The 23,940-nt window shown below is 44.4% G+C and carries 22 protein-coding genes and 1 riboswitch; of the genes, 17 read left to right on the top strand and 5 right to left on the bottom strand.

Going from position 1 to position 23,940, the window contains the following annotated elements; translation table 11 throughout:
- Positions 1-137: 137 nt before the first annotated feature.
- Both ACQQ6X_RS12410 and ACQQ6X_RS12405 read left to right on the top strand, forming a co-directional pair.
- Positions 138-530 (top strand): winged helix-turn-helix transcriptional regulator, encoded by a 393-nt coding sequence (locus tag ACQQ6X_RS12410; protein WP_305165567.1) that lies wholly within the window; start codon positions 138-140, stop codon positions 528-530.
- Positions 531-721: 191 nt separating this feature from the next.
- Entirely contained in the window at positions 722-1,714 is a 993-nt protein-coding gene (locus tag ACQQ6X_RS12405; RefSeq protein ID WP_305165566.1) for an ABC transporter substrate-binding protein, read from the top strand.
- A 148-nt stretch (positions 1,715-1,862) separates the two neighbouring features.
- Here ACQQ6X_RS12405 and ACQQ6X_RS12400 read toward each other — a convergent pair whose 3' ends face one another.
- The 3 genes from ACQQ6X_RS12400 to ACQQ6X_RS12390 all read right to left on the bottom strand — a co-directional run bounded on the left by ACQQ6X_RS12400 (position 1,863) and on the right by ACQQ6X_RS12390 (position 5,086).
- Complete coding sequence (locus ACQQ6X_RS12400) at positions 1,863-3,365, bottom strand: stalk domain-containing protein (RefSeq protein ID WP_305165565.1); 1,503 nt, start codon at positions 3,363-3,365, stop codon at positions 1,863-1,865.
- A gap of 222 nt (positions 3,366-3,587) precedes the next feature.
- Positions 3,588-4,223 (bottom strand): cyclodeaminase/cyclohydrolase family protein, encoded by a 636-nt coding sequence (locus ACQQ6X_RS12395; protein WP_305165564.1) that lies wholly within the window; start codon positions 4,221-4,223, stop codon positions 3,588-3,590.
- The gene (locus ACQQ6X_RS12390) at positions 4,220-5,086 is read right to left on the bottom strand and encodes a bifunctional 5,10-methylenetetrahydrofolate dehydrogenase/5,10-methenyltetrahydrofolate cyclohydrolase (protein WP_063210968.1); all 867 of its coding nucleotides are present in this window, start codon (positions 5,084-5,086) and stop codon (positions 4,220-4,222) included. Before ACQQ6X_RS12390 ends, ACQQ6X_RS12395 begins: the two co-directional genes overlap by 4 nt.
- A gap of 113 nt (positions 5,087-5,199) precedes the next feature.
- Positions 5,200-5,284: riboswitch (ZMP/ZTP riboswitch) on the bottom strand.
- Between the two features lie 213 nt (positions 5,285-5,497).
- On the opposite strand from ACQQ6X_RS12390, the gene ACQQ6X_RS12385 reads away from it, so the two are divergent.
- The 12 genes from ACQQ6X_RS12385 (at position 5,498) to ACQQ6X_RS12330 (ending at position 18,284) form a co-directional block, all read left to right on the top strand.
- Positions 5,498-6,559, top strand: a complete 1,062-nt coding sequence (locus ACQQ6X_RS12385; protein ID WP_149035496.1) for a fatty acid desaturase — start codon at positions 5,498-5,500, stop codon at positions 6,557-6,559.
- Positions 6,560-6,619: 60 nt separating this feature from the next.
- Complete coding sequence (locus ACQQ6X_RS12380; RefSeq protein ID WP_305165563.1) at positions 6,620-7,753, top strand: sensor histidine kinase; 1,134 nt, start codon at positions 6,620-6,622, stop codon at positions 7,751-7,753.
- The gene (locus ACQQ6X_RS12375; protein WP_305165562.1) at positions 7,750-8,349 is read left to right on the top strand and encodes a response regulator transcription factor; all 600 of its coding nucleotides are present in this window, start codon (positions 7,750-7,752) and stop codon (positions 8,347-8,349) included. The genes ACQQ6X_RS12380 and ACQQ6X_RS12375 overlap by 4 nt, the downstream gene beginning before the upstream one ends.
- Before the next feature lie 169 nt (positions 8,350-8,518).
- The gene (locus ACQQ6X_RS12370) at positions 8,519-9,142 is read left to right on the top strand and encodes a deoxynucleoside kinase (protein ID WP_142611474.1); all 624 of its coding nucleotides are present in this window, start codon (positions 8,519-8,521) and stop codon (positions 9,140-9,142) included.
- Positions 9,139-9,780 (top strand): deoxynucleoside kinase, encoded by a 642-nt coding sequence (locus ACQQ6X_RS12365; RefSeq protein WP_305165561.1) that lies wholly within the window; start codon positions 9,139-9,141, stop codon positions 9,778-9,780. The genes ACQQ6X_RS12370 and ACQQ6X_RS12365 overlap by 4 nt, the downstream gene beginning before the upstream one ends.
- 191 nt (positions 9,781-9,971) lie before the next feature.
- Entirely contained in the window at positions 9,972-10,973 is a 1,002-nt protein-coding gene (locus tag ACQQ6X_RS12360) for a Gfo/Idh/MocA family protein (RefSeq protein WP_305165649.1), read from the top strand.
- A gap of 326 nt (positions 10,974-11,299) precedes the next feature.
- Positions 11,300-12,325: a methionine ABC transporter ATP-binding protein gene (locus ACQQ6X_RS12355; protein ID WP_305165560.1), complete on the top strand. Its 1,026-nt coding sequence runs from the start codon at positions 11,300-11,302 to the stop codon at positions 12,323-12,325.
- Positions 12,315-12,977: a methionine ABC transporter permease gene (locus ACQQ6X_RS12350; RefSeq protein ID WP_149035507.1), complete on the top strand. Its 663-nt coding sequence runs from the start codon at positions 12,315-12,317 to the stop codon at positions 12,975-12,977. The genes ACQQ6X_RS12355 and ACQQ6X_RS12350 overlap by 11 nt, the downstream gene beginning before the upstream one ends.
- Before the next feature lie 44 nt (positions 12,978-13,021).
- Positions 13,022-13,909, top strand: coding sequence for a MetQ/NlpA family ABC transporter substrate-binding protein (locus tag ACQQ6X_RS12345; RefSeq protein ID WP_305165559.1), 888 nt, complete (start codon positions 13,022-13,024; stop codon positions 13,907-13,909).
- Positions 13,910-13,976: 67 nt separating this feature from the next.
- Positions 13,977-15,185, top strand: coding sequence for a M20 family metallopeptidase (locus ACQQ6X_RS12340; RefSeq protein ID WP_305165558.1), 1,209 nt, complete (start codon positions 13,977-13,979; stop codon positions 15,183-15,185).
- Between the two features lie 185 nt (positions 15,186-15,370).
- Positions 15,371-16,807: a purple acid phosphatase family protein gene (locus ACQQ6X_RS12335; protein WP_305165557.1), complete on the top strand. Its 1,437-nt coding sequence runs from the start codon at positions 15,371-15,373 to the stop codon at positions 16,805-16,807.
- Positions 16,808-17,057: 250 nt separating this feature from the next.
- Positions 17,058-18,284, top strand: coding sequence for an RtcB family protein (locus ACQQ6X_RS12330; protein ID WP_305165556.1), 1,227 nt, complete (start codon positions 17,058-17,060; stop codon positions 18,282-18,284).
- A gap of 57 nt (positions 18,285-18,341) precedes the next feature.
- Here the strand turns inward: ACQQ6X_RS12330 and ACQQ6X_RS12325 are convergent, their stop codons facing one another.
- Both ACQQ6X_RS12325 and ACQQ6X_RS12320 read right to left on the bottom strand, forming a co-directional pair.
- Complete coding sequence (locus ACQQ6X_RS12325; RefSeq protein ID WP_149035511.1) at positions 18,342-19,232, bottom strand: shikimate dehydrogenase; 891 nt, start codon at positions 19,230-19,232, stop codon at positions 18,342-18,344.
- A 27-nt stretch (positions 19,233-19,259) separates the two neighbouring features.
- Positions 19,260-20,450, bottom strand: coding sequence for an MFS transporter (locus ACQQ6X_RS12320; protein ID WP_305165555.1), 1,191 nt, complete (start codon positions 20,448-20,450; stop codon positions 19,260-19,262).
- 215 nt (positions 20,451-20,665) lie between these two features.
- Here ACQQ6X_RS12320 and ACQQ6X_RS12315 point away from each other — a divergent pair, with 215 nt between their 5' ends.
- From ACQQ6X_RS12315 to aroD, 3 genes are all read left to right on the top strand, one after another.
- Positions 20,666-21,577, top strand: coding sequence for a LysR family transcriptional regulator (locus ACQQ6X_RS12315; RefSeq protein ID WP_305165554.1), 912 nt, complete (start codon positions 20,666-20,668; stop codon positions 21,575-21,577).
- Between the two features lie 130 nt (positions 21,578-21,707).
- Positions 21,708-22,976 carry an MFS transporter gene (locus tag ACQQ6X_RS12310; RefSeq protein ID WP_305165553.1) on the top strand — a complete coding sequence of 423 codons (1,269 nt, stop codon included), beginning with the start codon at positions 21,708-21,710 and terminating at the stop codon, positions 22,974-22,976.
- Positions 22,977-23,079: 103 nt separating this feature from the next.
- Positions 23,080-23,844 (top strand): type I 3-dehydroquinate dehydratase, encoded by a 765-nt coding sequence (aroD, locus tag ACQQ6X_RS12305; RefSeq protein WP_305165552.1) that lies wholly within the window; start codon positions 23,080-23,082, stop codon positions 23,842-23,844.
- Positions 23,845-23,940 lie beyond the last annotated feature (96 nt).

Here is a 23,940-nt window from a genome sequence, read left to right as displayed (position 1 = left end):
TTCCACTCCTTATGGATGTGATTGAAATTGACGCTTATCAATTGCATGACTAATATTAAAATAGATATGACCATTTTTGAAGTACGCACATTAATGTGCTGTAGTATATAAAATGATACTAAGGAGGAGAAAAGCCAATGCGCAATCGGAAAGGCGGCTTTGGTGAATGTACCGCTGGGAATGATCAGGCATGTCCTGTTGAGTACACGTTAGATGTGATTGGGGGCAAGTGGAAAGGGATCATTTTATACCATCTTATGTATGGGACTAAGCGATTTAGTGATTTTCGGCGGATTTGTCCGGGAATTACCCAGCGTATGCTGACACTCCAATTGCGCGAGCTGGAAGAGGACGGAGTCGTACACCGTGAAGTCTACCAACAGGTTCCGCCTAAGGTTGAATACTCTCTCACCGAATTTGGAGAAACACTGATCCCGATTATTAACTTGATGAAGGATTGGGGAGAACAATATAAAACTAAACAGCGATCACCAGAAAGCAACCTCCAGCAACCTACCCCCACTATGTAGGCTTCTAAGACGGATCTATGAAAAAGACCTGGCCAATATTTTGGCAGGTCTTTTCATTTTATAAGTGATAAAATACAAAGTTCACTTTTCAGTTGACAGCAAGGGTGGCGCTTGATATATTGCTTACGATATTGATAATCATTATCATGTAGATATAAGGCTATTTCCATATTACATAGGGGGCTATTAGGTTGAGGAAAAAATCGATTTTTATGCTGGCTACTTTGATGCTTGTATTGTCTGTATTTGTGAGCGCATGCGGCGGAAATAACACTGGAGGTAATCCCGCTTCAACTTCAGGAGATAAGCAAGAATCCACTGCTACTGGAAAGACGAGAAGCTTTAAAACGGTTAAAGGGGATATTCAGATTCCCGCTAAGCCACAGCGTATTGTAACGGATTTTTACGGCGGAGAATTGCTGTCCGTAGGTGCTAACGTGGTGGGTGTGGAGCCGACTGCGTTTCAAAATCCTTTTCTGACCGATTTGCTGAAGGAAAAAGGAACCAAGGAGGTAGGGGACCCAACCAATCTGGAAAAAACGCTGGAACTCAAACCCGATCTGATTGTGGTTATGAAGGATACGAATTATGAAGCTTTGTCTAAAATTGCTCCGACCCTGTACATTCCGTACGGAACCACAACTAATATCTATGATACAGTCAAGCTATTCGGGGATATCACTGGGGAAAAGGACAAGGCTGAGCAATTTATTGCCACCTTTGATAAAAAGGCTGCTGAAGGTCGCGCTCGTCTGAAAGGTATTATTGACGAAAAGGCAACCTTCGGTTTGTATGAGTTGACGGACAAGAATGCGCTTTGGATCTTTGGCGACAATGCGGGTCGAGGCGGACAAGCCGTATACAATGCGCTCAAACTGAACATGCCGAAAAAGACAGCTAATTCCAAGGAACAAACGGTACAGCTTTCAATGGAGGTACTGCCGCAGTATGACGCAGATTACATGTTCCTGACAACCTATGATCCAGACAAAAAGGGAGCCGCGCTCAAGCAATTGAAATCGTCTGCTGTGTGGGGTAATCTGCCTGCAGTGAAGAAGAATAGAGTATTCTTTAATGATTTTGATACTTACTATCGCTACGATCCGATCGCCATTACCGGACAGATTGATATGATTGTGGATATGCTGATTGAAAGAGAGAAAGAGAATAAAGCTAAAAAATAGGTGTGAGATTTACATGGTATAAGCACTTCACTACACGGACAACAAGCCGGAGTGAGGTGCTTTTTTGTTGAGCAGATACCAAGAATGAACAGGGCAGAGGCAAAGGCATAGAGTTGGATTGCAGCATATTCACTAATCAATTCTTCTTTTATTTCGTCGTAATTACGATAGTATCTTCTTTTTGTATCCAATCTACCTTGGCTCCGAGTGTCTCGCTGATGAGCCTCAGTGGAAGATAACCAATACCGTTCACCATGAAGGGCGGATTGGTGAGTTCTACAGATTTACTGTTCACTTTTGTTTGGCTGGTTTTAAAATTTATTTCTATAGAGATGGGATGGTCGGCTACCTTGGAATGATCTATTTTTGCTATTTTGCTGTTGTAATCATATGTGACCTCGGCCCCTAGTTTGTCAAATACGGAGCGGAGGGGAATAAACGCCTGCCCGTTGCGCGTAATTACACCGTTACTTAGGGGGACAGGCGTATTGTTGAGACGGACGAGAATCGGCTTTTGCACAGGAACTGGCGTACTATAAAGAAATTCATAATCGCCTATACCGAGTTGCGCGTGCTTGTTAACCCCCCAGCCCCACAAAGCGCCATCGGCTTTTTGCATGATGATGTGTCGTGGGCCTGCTTTGATGCTTTGAATATTTTGAGCAAGTAATGTAAAAGGGACATGGGATGATAGCTTTTCGCCATCTAGAGATGCAACATATACATTACCAGCAGTGGTGAGAACAAGGATGGAGCGTTCAACGAAAAAGGCGTCTTTAACATTCTGCACCCCTTTTAATAATACAGGTGTATTATCGTTGTGATAGGTTGTATTGTCTAAGGCACCTGTAACGGTAGCCCCCCAGAACCATAGCTGGCCCTGCTGATCAATCGCGAGATTGGAATATCTATTAGCCTTGATTGTCTTGATGCCCGATAAGGTATGAATTTGTGATACGGCTAACGCTTCGGACGGAGCTACATTTTTATCAAATTCTTTGGGCCATGTCCATACGGTGCCGTCTTTTTTTAAGGCTATATTTTTAGCAATTGCCGTAATATCTTTTAATGATGAAATAGGTTCGAAGCCCTGCAAGGCTTTTGTGTTTTTCCATACACTGCCGTCATTCTTTAGAAATATCCAGCGTTCCTCATAATTGGGTCTTTCTTCATAGTAACTATCGATATCGGCAACCTCGTCGATGCCAGACAGGATTTGAAAAGGATCAAAGGTATTTTTATCTTTGAGTCGATCAGCTGAAAATATATTCCCCTCGTTATTCAGAGCGAGTACATGGTCATTTAAACTGCTTACAGCTACGAGATTCTGTAATCCTTCCAGGGGAGCAAAATTTACGGATTCAGCAATGTTGTTTCTAGGCACATACCAGGCAGAGTGGTCTTGCAAGGTAAATACCAGATCGCCTTCGTTGATAATATTAGAGAATGTTTTTACAACGTTCGGCTTGCCCTCTACACGAGTCGGTACGGATTGATTATAGCCCCATAGCCACAAGCTTCCATCGGATTGAGTCAGACTCCCGGAATCATAGGAGCGAATATGGGATGTGGAATTATCTCCGGCCGCCCAGGCCCTGGGACTGAGCAGTAATAACGTAATTATACTGAGTAATAGAGCACGTCTTTTCATACGATTTCCCTCATTTCTTGATCCATGTATATAAGAGAAAAAATGATCTTAAAGAATGTCCCTTATCCATAGACGAAGAAAGTATAGAAAAGTTTTCCATAATTAATGAATTGCAATAAAATAACCTCCAAACCCAACGATTAAAGATGGTTTGGAGGTTTTTCTGTTAGCAAATAGGCAGAATATTTTGGTTATTACAGCTTGTGCACAGTTATAAGCAGATTAGATAACAATTCGACTGCGCACAGTCAATAAGGTTTGCTCTTTGATTTGTGCGATTTCACGGAGGAGTGCGGCTGTTTTGGCTTCGTAGGCTTGTTTGACATCCAAGTCTTTGAACGAGGCAAGGTTAATGTCAATGGTAAGCAGGGCGGATTGAGCGGCAGCTTCGAACAGAATCGCACCGATGCCCAGATCAGATATCACATTTTTATTGGATATTTCCACAATGTTGTAGGCTTGTGATAATCCGTCCCGGCATACTTCCAGCAGGCGCATAGGTACCTCAATGGCAGCAATCACTGCTGTTTGTAAGGAATGGGTACGATAGCGTTTTTCTTCGTCTGTTTCTTTGGGCAAACGCAGCGCGGTCATGTACTGTTCAAAGGATTGGATGTCTGCGGCCATTAGTTCCTCGCAATGTGTAGACAATCTTTCCATACTGCTAATGACTTGCGTCATTCGTTCACGGAATTGCGCGTATTTTTCTCCTTGCGAAAGGTTGGCGGTCATGGAGGTCATAGCTGCGCCTAGTGCCGCAGCCAGCGCGGATACACTTCCTCCACCGGGGGTAGGCGCTGCACTTGCAGCTTCTTTTAGAAAATGTCCGATGGACTGATTCCACGATAGTTCACTCATGAATAAACCACCTCTCTGGAGTAGTGTTGCAGACGTATCGCTTTGAGCAAATTTTTGTACAAAATTGCAGTCGTTAAGGTACCCACACCACCGGGCACGGGAGAAATGGCATGTACCTTTTCTACAACGTCCGGAGCAGCGTCACCTACGATTTTTCCCTCCAGTGTCTCATTTATTCCTGCGTCTACCAAAATCAAACCGGGGTGAACCATATCCCGCGTTATCACATCAGGACATCCGACTGCGACGAAGGCGATGTCTGCATGGCTCAGATGCTCTGCAATATCACGCGTACCTGCATGACAGGCGGTAACGGTGGCATTTTCTCTTTGCAGCATGTGGAAAAGAGGAAGGCCCACTGTCTGCCCGATCCCCACGAGCGTGACATTTTTGCCTGCCAACGAGTGGCCGTAATGCTTGAGCAGCTCGATACAGGCTTGAGGTGTAGCAGGGTATAGCCCTGCGTCACCAGTTACGGTAGCCAGCTTGTTATCAGGTGTAATTCCGTCAATATCCTTGTAGGGGGCGATGGACTGTTTAATAACGGAGGCGGAAAGATGTTGAGGAAGCGGAAGCTCCAGCATAATGCCATGTACATGGGATGCATCATTTAGGGTGCCGATCAGGTGCAGAAGTTCTGCTTCGCTAACATGACGATCAAACGTATGGAGATGAAATGAGATGCCCAGCTTCTCTGCTATTTTTTGCTTGGTCCGTGCATAGTATGCAGATGCTGGATCACCCTCTACCAACAGGGTCGCCAGATGGGGACGGTGTCCTTGCTGTTTCATTTGCTCTACTTGGGAACGGATCGTTGCATACACTTGCTCAGCTGCTTCTTTGGATTTCATAATAATAGCCATAGTCCGAGCCTCCTCTGAATTTATCGCATAATAGAATCAACAGGGTGTCATGGTCTTCTAAAACGAAAAAAAGTATTTGCACAAGGTCGTCAAGACAGACGAATCCTCTGCAAATACTTCTCCCAGGCGAACGGTACGCTTTGTTTGTATGCTCCCTCGTGGTTGATTCCACTGACTTCGCCAGTCACATACAGCGTTATATATCTTACATTTTAACAAATAATCATTAGAAAAGAAACCCGCTAACGTTTGGAAAACAGATGATACAGCTTGCCTATATGACAAATGTCATATACTCGAACTGACGTTTATGACTACAGCGAATTTAGCGATCTCATTATACTGAGCTTAGAACAACATGTATGCCTGACAAAGATCAAGGTATGGGCTGCATTTTAAAGGAGGATCATAATGGGTATGACACAACTCCCGTTAGCTCAATTGAAAAAAAATATGGCTCCCTACGAAAAAATAAACACGAAATCCAGCGTTCTGCAACTCATCAATACCTTGGGACCGCTGATCCTATTGTGGTATGCCGCTTATCTTAGCCTGGCGGTTTCTTACTGGCTGACGCTTCCAATTACTATGATTGCGGCTGGATTTGTGGTACGGACCTTTATTATTTTTCATGATTGTGGTCATCAATCTTTTTTCAAAAGTCGCAAGCTGAACGATATGGTGGGAACGATTACAGGGATTATTACGCTCTGCCCTTATCATCAATGGAAAAATAGTCACGCGATCCACCATGCAACCAGCAGTAATCTGGATAAAAGAGGCACAGGGGACATGTGGGTGCTTACGGTAGAAGAGTACACAGCGGCTTCCACATGGACACGGCTGGCCTATCGTATATATCGAAATCCGTGGGTGATGTTCGGACTAGGTCCGATCTATACTTTTTTGATTTCCTATCGGTTTAATGTCAAGACAGCCAAACGTAAAGAAAGAATAAACACGTATGTGACGAATATATCCATTGTCGCCTTGTATGCACTGTTGTGCTGGGCTATTGGCTGGCAGGCATTTCTTCTGGTTCAGGTGCCTATCTTTTTTGTTTCTGGTATGTTGGGAATCTGGCTGTTCTATGTGCAGCATCAGTTTGAGGATTCGTATTTTGAGCATGATGAAGAGTGGAGTTATATTAATGCGGCCGTAGAAGGCAGTTCTTACTACAAGCTTCCTAAAGTATTGCAATGGATTACGGGCAATATTGGTTTTCATCACGTTCACCACTTGAGCCCAAAAGTGCCAAATTACAATTTGGAAAAGGCGCATGAAGCGACACCGTTGCTTCAAAAGGCGACCACGATCACGATGAGTAGCAGTTTGCAATCTTTGAAGTTTCGTTTGTGGGATGAAAGTACAAAAACCTTTCTGACCTTTAAACAAGTGAAGCCGCTGCTTAGCAAACGTGTGGGCGTTTCGAATCCCATTCCTACTCCTGTTGTAGGCACAGAAAGAAAATAATATTATACGGAAATAGGTATGATAAGATAAGGGATATCTGAAGTAGAAAAGGGTGGCAGGATGCAAAAGTGGTATCAGATTTTCCAAAGAAATACGGGGCTCAGCCCTTATGTATGGGTCGTCTTTTATATCCTGCCCTTTTACTATTTTAGCTCCTCATCTACAAGCCATATCATTCTGGGTACTGCGATTATTTTGGTGTTTTTTGCTTGTTATGTACTGGCTTTTGTCTCTCAAGGTTGGCTCATATACTTTTGGACCAGTGTGCAGATCGCCATATCAATTACGATGACACTGCTGTTCAGCTATATGTATTTTTCTATATTTATCGCGTATCTGATTGGTAATATGAAAAGTAAGGCCGCTTTTACAACGCTGTATATTACTTTAATGGTTATTACGATTGGGTTAATCAATTACGGCTTTGTTTCACAGAATCCCGTTTTTATTAAGCAGATTCCTTTTATCCTGCTCAATCTGATCGGTGTCATCCTTCTTCCGATTACGAATTTTAATCGCAATAAAAGTGATCGGCTTCAAGTTCAATTAGAGGATGCTAATAAAAAAATATCGGAATTGATCAAGCTGGAGGAACGGCAAAGAATCGCCCGTGACCTGCACGATACCTTGGGTCAGAAGCTGTCACTCATTGGGCTGAAGAGTGATTTGGCGGGCAAGCTGCTGGATCAGTACCCGGAACGGGCTCATGCCGAAATTAACGATGTTCGTTTTACCGCGAGAAGTGCGTTAAAAGAAGTACGGGAAATGGTTACTCAAATGCGTGGCATGAGACTGGAGGATGAACTGCTACGGGTTCGGCAAATTTTAAAGGCTGCGCATATCGAACTGATCTTGGAAGGCGATCCCAAGCTGGAGCATACGTCATTAATGAATGAAAATGTGCTGAGTATGTGTATGAAGGAAGCTGTAACCAATGTAGTGAAACACAGTGGAGCTACCGCTTGCTCCATCACCATTGAACCGTCTCGTAAGGAATTGACTCTGCGGATTCAGGATAATGGAGTTGGGATTACTGGAGAATATGGAGCTTTTCGGGGAAATGGTCTGCAAGGCATGAAGGAAAGGCTCGAATTCGTGAACGGATGTATGGAGCTACGTTTAGATCAAGGAACGACCCTGGTCATTAAGGTGCCCAACATTACTGAAAAACCGGTCGAGGAGGTGGAGTCATGATTCGAATCGTCATCGCAGAAGACCAGCGTATGCTGCTGGGTGCTCTAGCCTCCCTGTTGGACTTGGAAGAAGACATGAAGGTGGTTGGAAAAGCAAGCAACGGGGAAGAAGCTATAGAACTGGTGAAGCACCATCAGCCAGACATATGCATTATGGACATCGAAATGCCGATCAAGAGCGGATTGGATGCGGCAGAGGAACTCAAAGGCTTGAATTGCAAGGTGCTTATTTTAACAACGTTTGCTCGCCCCGGGTACTTTGAACGAGCAATCAAGGCAGGCACACACGGCTATTTACTCAAGGACAGTCCCAGTGAAGAACTGGCCTCCTCCATTCGCAGCATTATGGCAGGTCGACGTATTTACGCTCCAGAACTGGTCGATGATGCTTATGCTGAGGTCAACCCGCTAACGGAGCGTGAAAAGACCGTGTTGGCGCTTATTGCTGACGGAAAGAATACCAAGGAAATTGCCGGTGAACTGTATTTAACAACAGGGACGGTGCGAAATTATATTTCAGTCATACTCGATAAGTTGGATGTCAGCAATCGAATTGAGGCGATTACACGTTTTAATGAAAAAGGCTGGTTCAAATGAGAGACAGGCCAAAAAAAAGAAGCAGAACAGGGACGCTATAAAGCCACACGTAGCTGCTCTGTTTTTTTGGTTTATCCATAGATTTGCTATGCCTCTAGTGTACTTCCTTGTGATACAATAGGATAGTTGTCCACAGGATGGACTGGAGTACAAGGAGGAGCAGAACCGCATGAAACAAGCCCCATTTATAGCCGTTGAAGGGCCGATTGGAGCAGGCAAAACGACGTTGGCTTCGATGCTTTCAACCGAGCTGCATTTGCCGATGATCAAAGAGATTGTCGAGGAAAACCCGTTTCTCGATAAATTCTATCAAAATATAGATGAGTGGAGCTTTCAGCTGGAGATGTTCTTTCTCTGCAATCGGTATAAGCAGCTAGAGGATACTGGGCTGCAATACATCGAGAAAGCCCAGCCTGTAATATCAGATTATCATATCTATAAAAATCTGATTTTTGCTGAACGTACACTTAAAGGTGTGAAGCTCGAAAAATATCGCCAAATCTATCATCTACTCACAGATGACATGCCCAAGCCTGACATTATCATTTATATTAGAGCAGATTTGGATACCTTGCTGGGCAGAATCCGTAAGCGCGGACGCTCCTTTGAACAGGAGATGGACCCTGCCTATCTAGAGCAATTGATTGCGGATTATGATAAAGGCATTCAGTTTCTCGCCGAACAGTCACCTGCCCCACGTATATTAACCGTGAACGGGAATGAAATTGATTTTGTAGAAAACCAGGCACAATTTGAACAAATTGTTTCCGATGTAAAGGAGCTTATAGAGTGAATAATTACAACATTCCTGCAAATGCCCTGATTACGGTAGCGGGTACGGTGGGTGTAGGTAAGTCCACGTTAACGGGCGCTTTGGCCAGTCGTCTTGGTTTTAAAACCTCGTTAGAGCAAGTCGATCATAATCCGTATCTGGAAAAGTTTTATCACGATTTCGAAAGATGGAGCTTTCATCTGCAAATTTATTTTCTCGCGGAACGCTTCAAGGAGCAAAAGAATATATTCTTGTCGGGTGGAGGTTTTGTACAGGATCGTTCCATCTATGAGGACACAGGCATTTTTGCGAAAATGCATGCCGATCAGGGAACAATGAACCCTACCGATTATGAAACATATACGAGCCTGTTTGAGGCCATGGTCATGACCCCGTTCTTTCCGCACCCCGATGTACTGATCTATCTGGAAGGCAGCCTACCCTCCATACTGAGTCGGATTGAAGAACGCGGTCGCGAAATGGAGATCCAGACCGAGCGATCCTATTGGGAGCAAATGCACCGTAGATACTCCGATTGGATCAACGAATTTGATGCCTGTCCTGTACTGCGTCTCAACATTGATGAGTACGATGTGCACGACCCTGCTTCCATGGATGCCATTTTGACAGAAGTGGGCAAAGTGATCTCCAAAAAGTAGAGATTTAACTCCCAAAAAGCATACAAGGACTGTGGTACAATCGGTGTAACTTATGCTGAGCGACCGCAGTCTTTTTTTATATGTGAAAGCTTGGAATAGGACAAGTAGTATAGTGGACAAGTCTTGGCTGGAATGCGAGAATAGTACATATATTCATTGTAATGACTCACGGGAAAGGACGGGATACTGTGATGCGTTTTGGGATCGTTGGAACGAATTGGATAACGGAAAGATTTATTCAAGCTGCGATAGAGACGGATGAATTTTCCCTGACCGCGGTGTACTCACGAACAGAGGAGAAAGGCAAAGCCTTTGCTGAGAAATATAGCAGCCAGCCGGAGGTTTTTACAGATCTGGCGCAAATGGCTGCAAGTGATCAGGTGGATGCCGTATATATTGCCAGCCCCAATTCTTTACATGCGGAGCAAGCGATTTTATGTATGAACCATGGAAAGCATGTGTTGTGTGAGAAGCCTTTAGCCTCTAATGCGGCAGAGGTGCAGAGCATGATCGAAGCCGCGCGCAAGAACGATGTTCTGTTAATGGAGGCCGTTAAATCCACGCTTATGCCCAACTTTAAAATGATAAAGGATCATATGTATAAAATAGGCCGGGTTCGGCGTTATTTTGCAAGCTACTGTCAATACTCTTCACGCTTTGATGCTTTTAAGCAGGGCAAGGTGCTGAATGCCTTTAATCCGGCTTTTTCCAATGGTTCCTTGATGGATCTGGGAGTATATTGTTTGTATCCAATGGTGGCATTGTTCGGCAAACCAGATGAGATCCGGGCGGTGGGGGTACTTTTATCCTCTGGTGTCGACGGCGAGGGCAGTATCGTAATGAAGTATCCGGATATGGATGCTATCGTCATGCATTCCAAAATTACAGATTCCTACCTGCCTACTGAAATTCAGGGTGAGTATGGAACGATGGTGATTGATAAAATCAGCCAGCCCTATGAGGTGAAGATTCATTATCGGGACGGCACGATTGAGGATTTGACCAAGGCACAGACGCGTGAGCCAATGTATTATGAAATTCAGGAATTTATGGATCTGATCAAGAGTGGGGAACGCAACAGTTCTATTAACTCCCTGGAGTGCTCGCTGTCCGTCGCTGAAGTGATGGAAGAGGCAAGACAACAATTTGGTCTTCGTTATGAAGCAGATTTGAAAAATTCTTCTGCACATTAGTGTGTAGCATATCAAGATTACAATGCACAAAAGGCTGCCGATTTTGCATAACTTTGCAAATATACGGGTAGCCTTATTTGGCTTTGTAGGTCTACAAATGCATTTCATTGTGATGACGAGAGTGAGCAGGTTATATTCTTTTTTTATTGACAGATTCTCTTTCATGTCATAAGGTGTTAACAATGCATGATCAATATTAGTTAAATAATCCCATTTTCGATCCGGCGAAGATAAGGGAATTTTTTTAGGATTTAAATCCGATTAAATCAACCGGATTACTAAAATGACGGAGGAATACATAATTGTAGGTGCAAGGGGGAAGCAGTTTGATAAAGTTTGAACAAGTTAGCAAGATATTTTCTTTACCCAATCGCAAGGTAAATGCACTGGAAGAGGTTTCGTTATCCGTTGGAAAAGGAGAAATTTTCGGCGTGATTGGCTTCAGTGGTGCAGGTAAAAGTACGCTGCTGAGGCTTGTCAATTTACTGGAACGCCCCTCAGAGGGACGGATTGTCGTTCATGATCAGGATATTACTCGGATACGTCCCAAGGAGCTAAGGAAATTAAGAAGGCGGATCGGAATGGTATTCCAAACCTTTAATTTGTTTAACTCTCGAACTGTGTACGGGAATCTGGCTTATCCGCTAAAACTGGCGAAACTGCCTAAGGCGCAGATCGATGCTCGTGTTAAGGAACTGCTGCAATTTGTTGGATTAGAGGACAAAGCAGATTCCTATCCGGAGCAGCTATCTGGTGGGCAAAAGCAGCGGGTCGGCATTGCCAGAGCACTGGCGAATTCACCCGATATTCTGATCTGTGATGAAGCAACCTCAGCACTCGATCCGGAAACGACAGAAGATATATTGAGACTGCTGAAAAAAGTAAATGAGGAATACCAAATTACCATTTTGCTTATTACCCATGAAATGAACGTAATTCGCAGTATTTGCGATCGTGTGGCGGTGATGGAAAACGGTAGGGTGATTGAGCAGGGGAGTGTGTTCGATGTTTTTGCCAATCCACAGACGAAGACGACCAAAAATTTTATTCGCTCTGTACTGAATGACCAACTCTCACCCAAGCTGCTGAACAAGATTCGGGAGCATCACGCCGGGCGATTGTACAGACTTATTTTTCGAGATGGGGCGACAAGTGAACCCGTGCTTTCAAGAGCGACACGTAAGTATAATCTGGACTACAACATTGTATATGGAAGCATTAATGAGCTGCAGGGAGCGCTGTTCGGAAGTTTAATTGTTGAATTAATCGGTGCAGAAGATGAAGTTAACAAGGTCGTAGAGGAACTGCGAACGACGGTGGAAGTCAGGGAGGTCGTCGATCATGAGAGTTAATTGGGATACGTTTTGGCTCAAAATAGTAGAGGCTACAGGAGAAACGTTGTTGATGGTTGTTGTCACGCTGATCTTTGCTAGTATTCTGGGGCTTATGATTGGTTTAGTGCTGTATGTAACACGCAAAGGAAGCTTGTTTGAAAACAAATTTGTGTTTATGTCTCTAAACCTGCTGATAAATATCATTCGCCCGATTCCATTTATAATTTTTTTAGTGGCGATTAGTCCGTTTACACGGTTAGTCATAGGAACCACGATTGGCACCTCGGCAGCTATTTTTCCAATGACTATTGTAGCAGCCTTTGCAGTTGCAAGAATTGTGGAAAATAATCTGGTCTCCATAGATCCGGGGATGATCGAAGCAGCCAAGGCGCTCGGTGCAACTCCCTTTCAGATCATCACGGGTGTGTTGATTCGGGAAGCACTGGGACCTTTAATTCTTGGCTTGACGTTTATTACCGTGGCCTTGATTGATTTCTCTGCCATGGCTGGCACCGTCGGTGGAGGGGGTCTCGGGAATCTGGCCATGACCTATGGTTATCAACGATTCGATACCTCGGTCATGATCGTCACTATTGTTTTGCTGATTGTTTTTGTACAGGTAGCTCAATATGCGGGGAACTACTTGTCTCGTAAATTCCTACGGCGTTAATTGGAAAACAAGGATATACATAATGATTAAAGGAGAAATGAAAAATGAAAAAAATATTTCGTTTGGGTTTGCTCGCCATTCTTAGTGTATCGGTTTTATCTGCTTGCTCAGCTAACGGTTCGGGCTCCAATGCAGATGAAAAAGTACATGTTAAAATTGGGGTTTCAGGATCGGAGGATACGTATTGGGATGTGCTTAAGAAGAAAGCAGAGGCCAAAAACATTGAAATTGAGCTGATCAACTTTTCAGATTATACCTTACCCAATAAGGCACTTGCGAATAAAGAGGTGGATTTGAATTCCTTTCAGCATTTGGCTTTTCTCAGCCAGTTTAATGTAGAAAATGATGTGAATCTCGTCCCCATTGGTGCAACGATTATTGCTCCCATGGCACTGTACTCCGAAAAATTCAAAAACGTATCGGATATTCCCGCTGGCTCCAAAATTGCTATACCGGATGATCCTTCAAATCAGGGACGGGCTTTGAAACTGCTCCAGTCTGCCGGATTGATTACATTAAAGAAAGACTCAGGTCTGTATCCGACTCCAGATGAGATTGAAGGCAATCCTAAAAAGCTGGAGATTGTTCCTGTGGTCGCCCAACAGACGCCGCGCGTCTTGTCTGATGTAGCCGCCTCAGCCGTGAACAGCGGTGTTGCTACAGATGCCGGGCTCAAGCTGGATGAAGCCATTTACAAGGATGATGCGAGCAGCGAAGAAGCAAAGCCATATGTGAACGTGTTTGCTGCCCGTGCAGAGGATAAAAATAATGCGACCTACAAAACAATCGTGGATTTGTACCATGATGCTGATGTGGCCGAGGCTGTAAAGCAGGATTCCAAAGGAGCTAATGTCGTAGTAGACCAGTCTGCCGAGGAGCTGCAGGCTACATTGGATAAGCTGGTGGCAGATGTTAAAGCGCAAAAGAAATAAAGATGTCTGACAGAAGTGAAATTGGAAGCATAAAAAACTACTATTTTTGAAATGAGGAGAGATTGCGATGAATACAGCGAATACAGTGGATACACATAGACAGCGGATTACCGGACAAATTGAGGAATCTCGTCAGCTCTACACGGAGACTAGTCAGTTTATTCACGCTAATCCTGAAATCGGCAATCAGGAATTTCAAGCTTCCAAGGCACTGACGGGTATTTTGGAGCAAGCGGGATTTGAGGTAACCCGTAATGTAGCGGGACATGAAACCGGATTTGTTGCTCGCAAGACCTCGGCTAGACCAGGTCCCAAAATTGGATATTTGGCTGAATATGACGCATTGCCGGGTCTGGGCCATGCATGTGGCCACAATATTATCGGTACCGCAAGTACGGCAGCAGCTATCGCTCTGGCACAGGTGATTGATGAAACGGGGGGCGAAGTATATGTATTCGGTACTCCAGCGGAAGAAGGCGGTCCTAACGGCAGTGCAAAAGGCAGCTTCGTGAAGCACGGGCTGTTCGAAGGAATTGACGCTGCATTGATGGTTCATCCATCGGGCGTGACCCGGCTGACATCACCAAGTCTGGCAGTTGACCCGCTAGACTTTCATTTTTACGGCAAAGCGGCTCATGCCGCAGGATCACCAGAGCAGGGAATCAATGCGCTTGACGCGGTGCTGCAGCTGTTCAGCGGGATCAATGCTTTGCGCCAGCAGCTGCCGACCGATGTGCGTATTCATGGCATCATTACGCATGGAGGTGATGCGCCCAATATCATTCCGGATTATGCGTCAGCGCGCTTTTTCATTCGGGCAAGCACTTGGCAGCGCACGGAGGAGGTATCCACGAAAGTGCGCCATATAGCTGATGCGGCTGCTTTGGCAACTGGAGCCACGGTGAAAATTGAACGTTTTCAAAATGAAGTGCGCGACTTCATACTGAACGATACGCTGGACGAGGTCGTCGGTCGTGAACTGGAAGCGCTGGGAGAACAGCTGGATCGTGGCCCTCGTGCTGGGCTGGGTTCGACGGATGCGGGAAATGTGAGCCATGTTATTCCGACTGCACATGCTTATATTAAAATCGGTCCGGATGATCTCATCGCTCATACAGTAGAATTCCGGGAAGCAGCTGGCTCTGCCAAGGGGGATGAGGCTTTGGTGACTGGAGCCAAGGCACTTGCATTGTCAGGCCTGGAGTTACTGGTGAATGAATCATTACTGGTTGCGGTGAAGGAGGATTTTAAGCGTACGCATCCAGCGGCACAGTAAGCATCAGCGCATCTAATTGCCTCTATACTAATAGCATAAAAGGATATCCTACAGTCTTGTCGGCTGGAAGGGTATCCTTTTTCATTTTTACAAAGTACTCCATTTCAGCATACAACGTATTAACAATTGATTGTTATGATCGTAATTATAACTTTTACATAATAACTGCACAGAGGAGTGTACACATGTTTAAGAAGTTTCAAAAGTGGTCAGCAACATCTATGTCTGTTGCCCTTGCACTAGGTTTGATTACGGGCATGTCAGCCTTACCTGTCCATGCTGAGTCATCAGGGAATACAGATCAAGGCATTAGTAAAGTTACAGCTACATTTTATGGGGACACCAAGGGCTCCAAAGGGTTTACTTGGTATACTTCAAAACTGATTACGAAGAGCACTGTTCAAGTAACCAAGAAAACAGGTTCTGAAGCTGATTTTACGAAGGCTTTTACATTTGAAGGCACTTCCTCTCCATCAACCAATTCTGCAGAAGAGCTTGTCCATAAAGCTGTAGCTACAGGTCTTCAAGCGGACACAGCTTATTATTATCGTGTGGGTGATGGAGCGCGCGGGGTATGGAGCGAAACAGGAACGTTTCAAACGGCTCCTAAGAGCGGTGAATTTACCTTCATTGATCTAGCTGATACACAAGCCAAAAGCGAAGATGAAGCCATATTGTCTTCACAAACGCTTGAAAAAGCACTACAAACCGTAGGGAATGCTCAGTTTGTAGTCCACAACGGAGATATTGTAGATACCGGTACCAAAGAAGAGCAGTGGAACTGGTTGTTGGGGCATTCACAAAAAAGCCTTTTGAATACAACCATTGTTCCTTCAGCAGGTAATCATGAGGATGAGAACTACGCTTTTTATGATCACTTTAATATTAAAGAGCCAGCGGGCTCTGCTACTAAAACAGGAGCGTACTACTCCTTTGATTACAGCAATGCTCACTTTATCGTACTGAACTCTAACGAGGACTCAGAGAAATATGCCAATTTTTCTGAAGATCAAGTTGAATGGTTAAAGAAAGATGCTGCGGCAGCCAAAAAAGCAGGTGCAAAGTGGGTCATTGTTAACATTCATAAAGGTCCCTACACTACCTCTAACCATGCAACAGATGCTGACATCATGGATAGCAATGGAGTTCGTAACCAAATCGCTCCACTCATGGACAAACTTGATATCGACTTGGTTGTGCAGGGGCATGATCATATTTACGCTCGTACGAAACCAATCAACCAAGAGGGTAAAGCAACAACGCCTACCAAATTAAAAGATAGATTAAATGAAAAGACGATTGAATATAGTGTGAATCCGGATGGAAGTATTTATGTCATCCCAGCAACTGCGGGTCCTAAAGTTTACTACAAGAATCCGAGTGAAAAACTTGGAGATAAGTACTATAACCTCTTTGAACTAGCCGAAGAGAATCATGCGGCAGTCTATGGCCCAGATCCGAGTGACAATCGTAGACCTGTACGAGGACAGGTACAGAATTTTGTTGGCATCACTGTAGACGAAAATAAACTTACAGCCGTAACGTATGAAATTGATCAAAACAAAAATGATGCCAAGCCGTTTATTGTGGATCAATTCGGAATCATCAAAAAATATGATTAATATATTTTGATTTAATGGATTCTAATTGATCATAAAAGGATATCCTACAGTCTGTTTGGCTGAGAGGATATCCTTTTTCATTTTCTTATAAAAACTTTCGTATAGAGATGTCTGATATTGTGCTTGTAATACTTACGCCCTGTTCGGAAGCGGGTAAATCATACATAATGCTATTAACAGATCCAAAGTTGAAAAGCAGAGCACTTAATTTTACATATAAATTTCTTGCAAAACATGGGAGGATAAAACGATGGCTTATCAAGAAATCAATGGAGTACGCGTATGGGGAGCACCTGATCCGGGGGCACTATCTCAAGCCCGCACATGTGCCGAAAATGGTAATGTGATTCAAGCGCTGCTGATGGCAGATCATCATAAAGGCTACAGTCAGCCGATTGGCGGTGTGGTGGTGTATGACGGACAAATTTCACCTTCAGGTGTGGGGTATGATATCGGCTGTGGAAATAAAGCAGTAAGAACCAAACTGTCGGCAGCAGACATTATGCCGCGTATTTCAGCCGTGATGGATGAGATTGCACGTCAGATTTCGTTTGGTGTAGGTCGTGTGAATGAGGTTCAGGTAGACCATGAGTTGTTCGATGACCCGGATTGGGCGGTATATGCAGCGATTGGGAAACAAGAGCATAACAAGCTGAAGTCCTTGGCGAGAGAACAGCTCGGTACAGTAGGGAGTGGCAATCACTTTGTTGATATATTTGTGGAGGAAGCGACAGGACAGGTCTGGATTGCCAATCATTTCGGCAGCCGGGGCTTTGGGCATAAAACAGCAAGCGGGTTTCTAAATCTGGCCGCAGGACGGGAGTTTCTCGGAAAGGCGCCGGGAGAACATATGGATCAGCCACCTGTACTGCTGGATATGAACAGTGAGCTGGGGGACATGTACTACCGTGCGATGCGCCTTGCCGGACGTTATGCTTATGCCGGACGCGACTATGTGATAGAACAGGTGCTTGGTATTATCGGGACGGAAGCGGACTTTACGGTGCATAACCACCATAATTATGCATGGAAGGAACAGCATGATGGACGCGACACCATTGTGGTCCGCAAAGGCGCTACCCCTTCGGCTCCTGGCCAAATGGGCTTTATTGGAGGAAGCATGGGCGATATCTCGGTGATTGTACGTGGGAAAGATTCGGTAGAAAATCGGGATTCCTACTATAGTACCGTCCATGGCGCAGGACGTATTATGAGTCGTACCCAAGCAGCAGGTAAAATGAATTGGAAAACCCGTACGCGTAGCGGGGGGCAGATTACGGACCTACAGATGAAGGAGGCTGTGCGAAACTACGGTGTTGAGCTGCGCGGAGCGGGTACAGATGAAAGTCCATTCGTCTACCGTAAATTGCGTGAGGTGCTGGACGCTCATTCCGAGACCGTCGAAGTTATGCATGTGCTGAAGCCGATTGGGGTATGCATGGCTGGGGCCAATGAGTTTGACCCCTATAAGGATTAATGAAGAGAGAAGGAAGTCATGGCTTGATGTGCTTGTTAGTTGGTAGTACCTCTCAGTTTACAGTTGATCAGCAAAAAGCTGTTCTTTAATATAAGCGACAGGCATTTCTTGCCCTGTCCATAATTCAAAGGCAAGTGCGCCCTGCCATAGCATCATGCCCAGACCGTTAATGGCGGTTGCACCTACGGATTCAGCTTGTTCCATCAGCTTGGATTTCGCTGGGCTGTACACTACATCGGTCACGATCAGGTCGGAACGAAGCATGGACACATCCTCAATGACACTTTTGCCTTCCAGCGGTTTCATACCCACACCTGTACCGTTAGCAAAAATATGACTTGTAAGAATCTCTTCACGCAGCTTCTCTTGATCCTCTAATGCATAGATATTCGCCTTGGCTTGGGTATGTTTCATCTCTTCATTAATCATACGAACATTCTCTTCCGCCCGGGCAAAGAACGGGTCATGACGAGCAAAAATTGAAATTTCAGCGAGACCAGCCCGGGCGGCTTCGATCGCAATCGGCGTTGCAGCACCGCCTGAGCCGACGAGTGTCATCTTCTTACCTTTCAGATCAATGCCGTGCTCCTGCAAGTTACGAACATAGCCAGCTCCATCTGTACTGTAGCCTTTCAGCTTACCATCGGTATTCACGACGGTGTTCACGGCACCTGTAAACTTAGCGCTGTCGTCCAGCTCGTCAAGGTACTGTAAGATCGCTGTTTTGTTGGGCATGGACACGTTATAGCCGCGTATGTTTAGAGCACGCATCCCCCGTACTACTTCTTCAAGTTGTTCATTGCCTACTTCAAAGGCCATATATGCGTTGTTTAGCCCCAGTTTCTCAAACGCAAGATTATGCATAGCCGGGGACAAAGAGTGTCCGATCGGTGTAGCTAGCAGTCCGATTAATTGTGTTCTTCCGTCAATACGTCCAGCATTTTTCATAATAAGCCTCCAAGTGATCTGTGTAGTTTAATGAAACACTTTTTTATATCGATAAGCAACAAACACGGCCAGCAAAATACTGACTACGGCAATCGCAATATCTAGAATGAATACCGAGGTAATTCCCAGACTTTTGGACATGCCCCCGGTTGCCAAAGGCATCAAGATAAACGATAGGCTGGCTGCTATGTTTACGAGAGAAGTCGTCGTTCCTTTGTTCTTGCGGAAAAATTCAGTCATAACCGTGAGGGCAATTTGGAATATGCCTGCGGTAGACAAGCCGATCAAGAATGAACTGATCAAGGTAGCGACAGGATTGTGCCATATAATTAGAGCCAGCAAAGAAAGTAGGGCAATAAGCGGATACACCATCATGACGGTAATGGGCTTAATGAATCTACCAAGGATTACAGCTAGCAAAATAACGGAAACTAGTGAACCTATACTATAGTAGCTAAGCAGCTTAATGGCGCTGGCTTTGTCCATGCCAAGAGCCTCTTGTCCAAAGGTTGGAAGCCACAGCTGCACGATCATGAACAATACAGTTGAAGTAAAACCGATAATAATGAGAGACAAACCTTCTTGCCAGAACTTCGGCTCGCTGTGGAACGAATCCGTTGATTGGCCTGCCTCGGTAGGAGCCTTTTGTTCCTCTGCTTTGTGATTGGGGAAAGTGGTCATCGACAAGAAGATCCCGTTCAGCAGATAAATCGCTGCTGGAATAAAGAAGGAATATCCATAGAACAGATCGTGATTAATAAAAAATGCAATCATAAATGGAATAGCAATAGCACCGATCGAGATGGATGCTTTGACCAGCACGGTTGCTGACCCTGCTTTCTTTCCAAATCCTTCAATGAGTGCGGGATAAGTCCCCGCATCCATCATAGAGTTGCAGAGCCCTGCGATGATCGCAAACACGAATGCCAACGTATAGTTAGGTGCAAGCGGAATGCCAATTAGGAAGATTAAATAAGCAAATGATGCAATTACAATGAGTGGTTTTCTTCCGTATTTGTCTGACATTTTTCCGGCTACTCCGAGAGCAAGCAGCTTACCGATCCCAATCGCGGACACCAGATAGCCGATGGCTGCTTTATCTGTGTTCAATTGTACGGTCAGAAAGCTCATATTCGACGAGAGAATAACATTGATCATACCCAGAAGAAAATAGTTGATGTAAAGTCCTGCTGCCATTCTGATATAAGGATTTTTCATAGTGTAACTCCCAACTTGAATTTTAGATCAATGGCCTAGGTAGGCATCGTCCAGATGTATTGCAGTACGCCCACAAACAAGTGAAAATATTCACATATTGTCTATGTTTTAATTATATAAGGGGTGATATTATAAATCCAATGCATATTTTTATCGTTTTTAATAGTTTGAATCTATAATTTAAAATATGAATTAAAGAGGGGACGTACATCCTTATGAATCTGAAGCACTTACAATATTTTCGTGTACTTGCAGAGATGGAGCATTTTACCCAGGCAGCTATGCGGCTATGTATCACTCAACCCAGTTTAAGTCATGCGATTTCAGAATTAGAAAAGGATTTGGGCGTTCATCTGTTTGAAAAGCAGGGGAGAAATATTCGACTAAATAAATACGGGCGATTTTTCCTGAAGTATGTGGAGCACGCGATGGATGAATTGGAAAAGGGGGAGCATAACTTACGGGAATTAGTAAGTCCAAGTCATGGAAATATAGATTTGGCGTTCATTTACACGTTAGGCTCACACTTCATTCCGGCAATAATCCAAGCCTTTTCAGCTCAGGATGCTCGTAAAGACATCTCCTTTTCGTTTCACCAAGGGAATACGAACGATATTATTCAAGGCCTGAAGCAGGAACATTATGACGTGGCGTTTTGCTCTCATGTGGAAAATGAACCAGCTGTGGAGTTTATTCCGTTGGCTCAGCAGGAACTGGTGGTCATTGTTTCCCCTGATCATCCGCTAGCCTCTCTGGACCAGATTGATCTCAAGGATACAGCGGATTTCCCGGTGATCTTCTTCAACAAAAAGAGTGGGGTTCGGCCCATTATTGAAAATTTATTCGTCAAGGCAGGCGTTACGCCACAGATTATTTGCGAGATTGAAGAAGATACGTCTATGGCTGGACTGGTGTCTATCAATTACGGGATCGGAGTTATGCCCCGCATTTCATCGTTAGATTATTTTAATGTCAAAACATTGCCTATTATAAATCCAGCATACGAGCGTTTTATCTACCTAGCCAGCATTAAAAATAGATATTTATCCCCGGCAGTAGTAGAGTTTCGGAACTTTGCCCTCAGTTATGGCGAGGAGTTTTATCTGAAAACACATCAGCGTGTCTAAGCCGGAGTCTCGCAATATTTAAACTTGATAAATTTTAAATTGTGTTCTATACTTCATCCTCGACACAAACAATGTGAAAGGATTCACGTTTTGATACTACAAGACTTACTTACAAAAGCAGGTGAAATTCATGATGAAACGTTCTTCTATTCCAGTGGCGACAGGTCTTTATGTAAACTATCTGTTGTTCGGCATGTATAATATTATGCTGGCGTCACACATGTCCTTTTTAACAGAGCATTTGCATACAGATCCGGCGGGCATCAGTCTTTTGGTCTCCGCGATGGGGTTTGGCAGGCTGTTTACGCTATACATATCTGGCGTGCTCTCCGACCGCTATGGTCGCAAACCGTTTATTGTGGCCGCAGGGCTGCTGATGGCCGTATTCTTGGTTGGTATACCGCTGAGTCCCACCTTTGAGATGGCGATGGTACTGGCTGTGCTGGCAGGTGTAGCGAATTCTTTTCTTGATTCAGGTACTTATCCGGCTTTGATCGAAACTTTTCCCCAATCCTCTGGTTCGGCTACAGTATTGGTGAGAGGTTTTATATCTATTGGGGCGGCATTTTTACCGTTAATGATCATCTTTTTTATGAATCACGACATCTTTTACGGGGTTTCTTTCTTTTTAGCGGCACTCATATTTGCATTGAATGCGGTCTACTTGTTCAGAATGAAATTTCCAGACATGCGCGTACAGCCTGCCAAGGAGCAAAGGGGCGGTATTTCTGTATCTAGCGCTGAGCAGACGGAGACAAGGAAATTAAAGGCAAATGATGAGAGTAAACCGCGGTTTTGGCAGGAAGGTGTATGCCTTATTTTGCTTGGATTTACGGGACCTACTTTGTTATATATTGTGCAGTTATGGCTGCCTACGTTTGGACAACAGTTTATCGGCATGACCGAATCAGAATCTCTGAGACTATTAGTGTATTACAATATGGGTTCGCTGGTTTCCGTGTTTGTATTGGTGATTGTGTTAAGAAAATGGGTTAAACCTGTTCATATCATCCTTATTTATCCGTGTATATCCTTGTTGGCTTTTGGAGCACTTCTTCTTTTCAAATCAGGGGCTATCGCCATTATCTGTGCGAGTGTCATCGGATTTTCAATATCGGGTGTACTTCAGCTGACATTAACTGTAATGAGCGAATTTTTTAGTCAACGAAAAGGACAGATTACCGGGTTCATTTATACCGCAACTTCGCTGTCCTATACGCTTATTCCCGTGTTCACAGGCTTTCTTTTGAAGCATTCTCAAATTTCCAGTGTGTTTATGCTGGCTATCATCGTAAATGTGCTTGGGATCGCACTGGCGGTGTTTGTTAATTTTCGCTATAGTGCCGTTTTTCCTGCAAAACGAGAATTACCTTCTCAAATTGTACTGGATACGAAATAACAAGTGATTGAACCTAATCATCTGCATGCTCATTCAGAATGCGTTATACTATGAATTATTGTACATGTTCGACTTGAAACTGTAATTGGGGAGTGAGATAGATATGGCAAAAATCGTAAAGGTAAAAGATGTACGGATCGGTGAAGGAGCACCCAAAATATGTGTTCCCATGGTGGGAGAAACGTTAGAGCAGTTGAAGGAAGAGGCTGCCCATTTACGCACACTCGACCTGGATATCGTAGAGTGGAGAGTCGATTTTTTTGAGCATGTGGAGGATCTGGAAAAGGTAAAGGCTGCCTTACATGAAATTCGGTCTATTTTAGCAAATATTCCACTCGTATTTACGTTTCGCAGCGCCCGGGAAGGTGGAGAAAAGGAAATCAGTACGGCAAGTTATGTGGAGTTGAATCGTACAATAGCCGAAACGGGACAAGTAGATATGATTGATGTAGAGCTTTTTAATGAAGAAGACGATGTGAAGATACTGGTAGAAGCAGCACATAAGCATAACGTGTATGTGATTATTTCTAACCACGATTTTCAAAAGACGCCGCCGAAGGAAGAGATTGTGTCCCGGTTGTGTAAGGCACAGGAATTGGGAGGCGATCTGCCTAAAATAGCGGTGATGCCCACCAACACAGCCGACGTACTGACCTTGCTAGACGCCACGCGTACGATGGCAGAAGAATATGCGGATCGGCCGATTATTACAATGTCGATGGCGGGAAAAGGTGTCGTGAGCCGTTTGACTGGAGAACTGTTTGGTTCAGCGCTGACTTTTGGTGCTGCCAAGAAAGCTTCCGCGCCGGGGCAGATTCCTGTCACTGAACTGAGAGAAATATTGCAGGTGCTGCATAGCCGTTCTTAAAAGATATAGGTATTACTCGCTAGCGGCAAGGTACCGCAGTGAACACAAAAAGGAGGACCACAGCGTTAAGCATGCTGGGGCCCTCCTTTTTGTAAC

The sequence above is a fragment of the Paenibacillus ottowii genome (assembly GCF_050516475.1).
GTDB lineage: Bacteria > Bacillota > Bacilli > Paenibacillales > Paenibacillaceae > Paenibacillus > Paenibacillus ottowii.
The sequence above is the reverse complement of the archived record's forward strand: the minus strand, read 5'-3'. Positions and strand labels throughout refer to the sequence as shown.

What these genes read in the sequence shown, in the direction of transcription:
- ACQQ6X_RS12380 (WP_305165563.1), top strand. Translation starts at nt 6,620, where the DNA reads ATGCAAAAGTGGTATCAGATTTTCCAAAGAAATACGGGGCTCAGCCCT.
- ACQQ6X_RS12400 (WP_305165565.1), bottom strand. Translation starts at nt 3,365, where the DNA reads ATGAAAAGACGTGCTCTATTACTCAGTATAATTACGTTATTACTGCTC.
- ACQQ6X_RS12350 (WP_149035507.1), top strand. Translation starts at nt 12,315, where the DNA reads ATGAGAGTTAATTGGGATACGTTTTGGCTCAAAATAGTAGAGGCTACA.
- ACQQ6X_RS12390 (WP_063210968.1), bottom strand. Translation starts at nt 5,086, where the DNA reads ATGGCTATTATTATGAAATCCAAAGAAGCAGCTGAGCAAGTGTATGCA.
- ACQQ6X_RS12320 (WP_305165555.1), bottom strand. Translation starts at nt 20,450, where the DNA reads ATGAAAAATCCTTATATCAGAATGGCAGCAGGACTTTACATCAACTAT.
- ACQQ6X_RS12385 (WP_149035496.1), top strand. Translation starts at nt 5,498, where the DNA reads ATGGGTATGACACAACTCCCGTTAGCTCAATTGAAAAAAAATATGGCT.
- ACQQ6X_RS12315 (WP_305165554.1), top strand. Translation starts at nt 20,666, where the DNA reads ATGAATCTGAAGCACTTACAATATTTTCGTGTACTTGCAGAGATGGAG.
- ACQQ6X_RS12410 (WP_305165567.1), top strand. Translation starts at nt 138, where the DNA reads ATGCGCAATCGGAAAGGCGGCTTTGGTGAATGTACCGCTGGGAATGAT.
- ACQQ6X_RS12325 (WP_149035511.1), bottom strand. Translation starts at nt 19,232, where the DNA reads ATGAAAAATGCTGGACGTATTGACGGAAGAACACAATTAATCGGACTG.
- aroD (WP_305165552.1), top strand. Translation starts at nt 23,080, where the DNA reads ATGGCAAAAATCGTAAAGGTAAAAGATGTACGGATCGGTGAAGGAGCA.
- ACQQ6X_RS12310 (WP_305165553.1), top strand. Translation starts at nt 21,708, where the DNA reads ATGATGAAACGTTCTTCTATTCCAGTGGCGACAGGTCTTTATGTAAAC.
- ACQQ6X_RS12370 (WP_142611474.1), top strand. Translation starts at nt 8,519, where the DNA reads ATGAAACAAGCCCCATTTATAGCCGTTGAAGGGCCGATTGGAGCAGGC.
- ACQQ6X_RS12395 (WP_305165564.1), bottom strand. Translation starts at nt 4,223, where the DNA reads ATGAGTGAACTATCGTGGAATCAGTCCATCGGACATTTTCTAAAAGAA.
- ACQQ6X_RS12335 (WP_305165557.1), top strand. Translation starts at nt 15,371, where the DNA reads ATGTTTAAGAAGTTTCAAAAGTGGTCAGCAACATCTATGTCTGTTGCC.
- ACQQ6X_RS12375 (WP_305165562.1), top strand. Translation starts at nt 7,750, where the DNA reads ATGATTCGAATCGTCATCGCAGAAGACCAGCGTATGCTGCTGGGTGCT.
- ACQQ6X_RS12345 (WP_305165559.1), top strand. Translation starts at nt 13,022, where the DNA reads ATGAAAAAAATATTTCGTTTGGGTTTGCTCGCCATTCTTAGTGTATCG.
- ACQQ6X_RS12340 (WP_305165558.1), top strand. Translation starts at nt 13,977, where the DNA reads ATGAATACAGCGAATACAGTGGATACACATAGACAGCGGATTACCGGA.
- ACQQ6X_RS12360 (WP_305165649.1), top strand. Translation starts at nt 9,972, where the DNA reads ATGCGTTTTGGGATCGTTGGAACGAATTGGATAACGGAAAGATTTATT.
- ACQQ6X_RS12330 (WP_305165556.1), top strand. Translation starts at nt 17,058, where the DNA reads ATGGCTTATCAAGAAATCAATGGAGTACGCGTATGGGGAGCACCTGAT.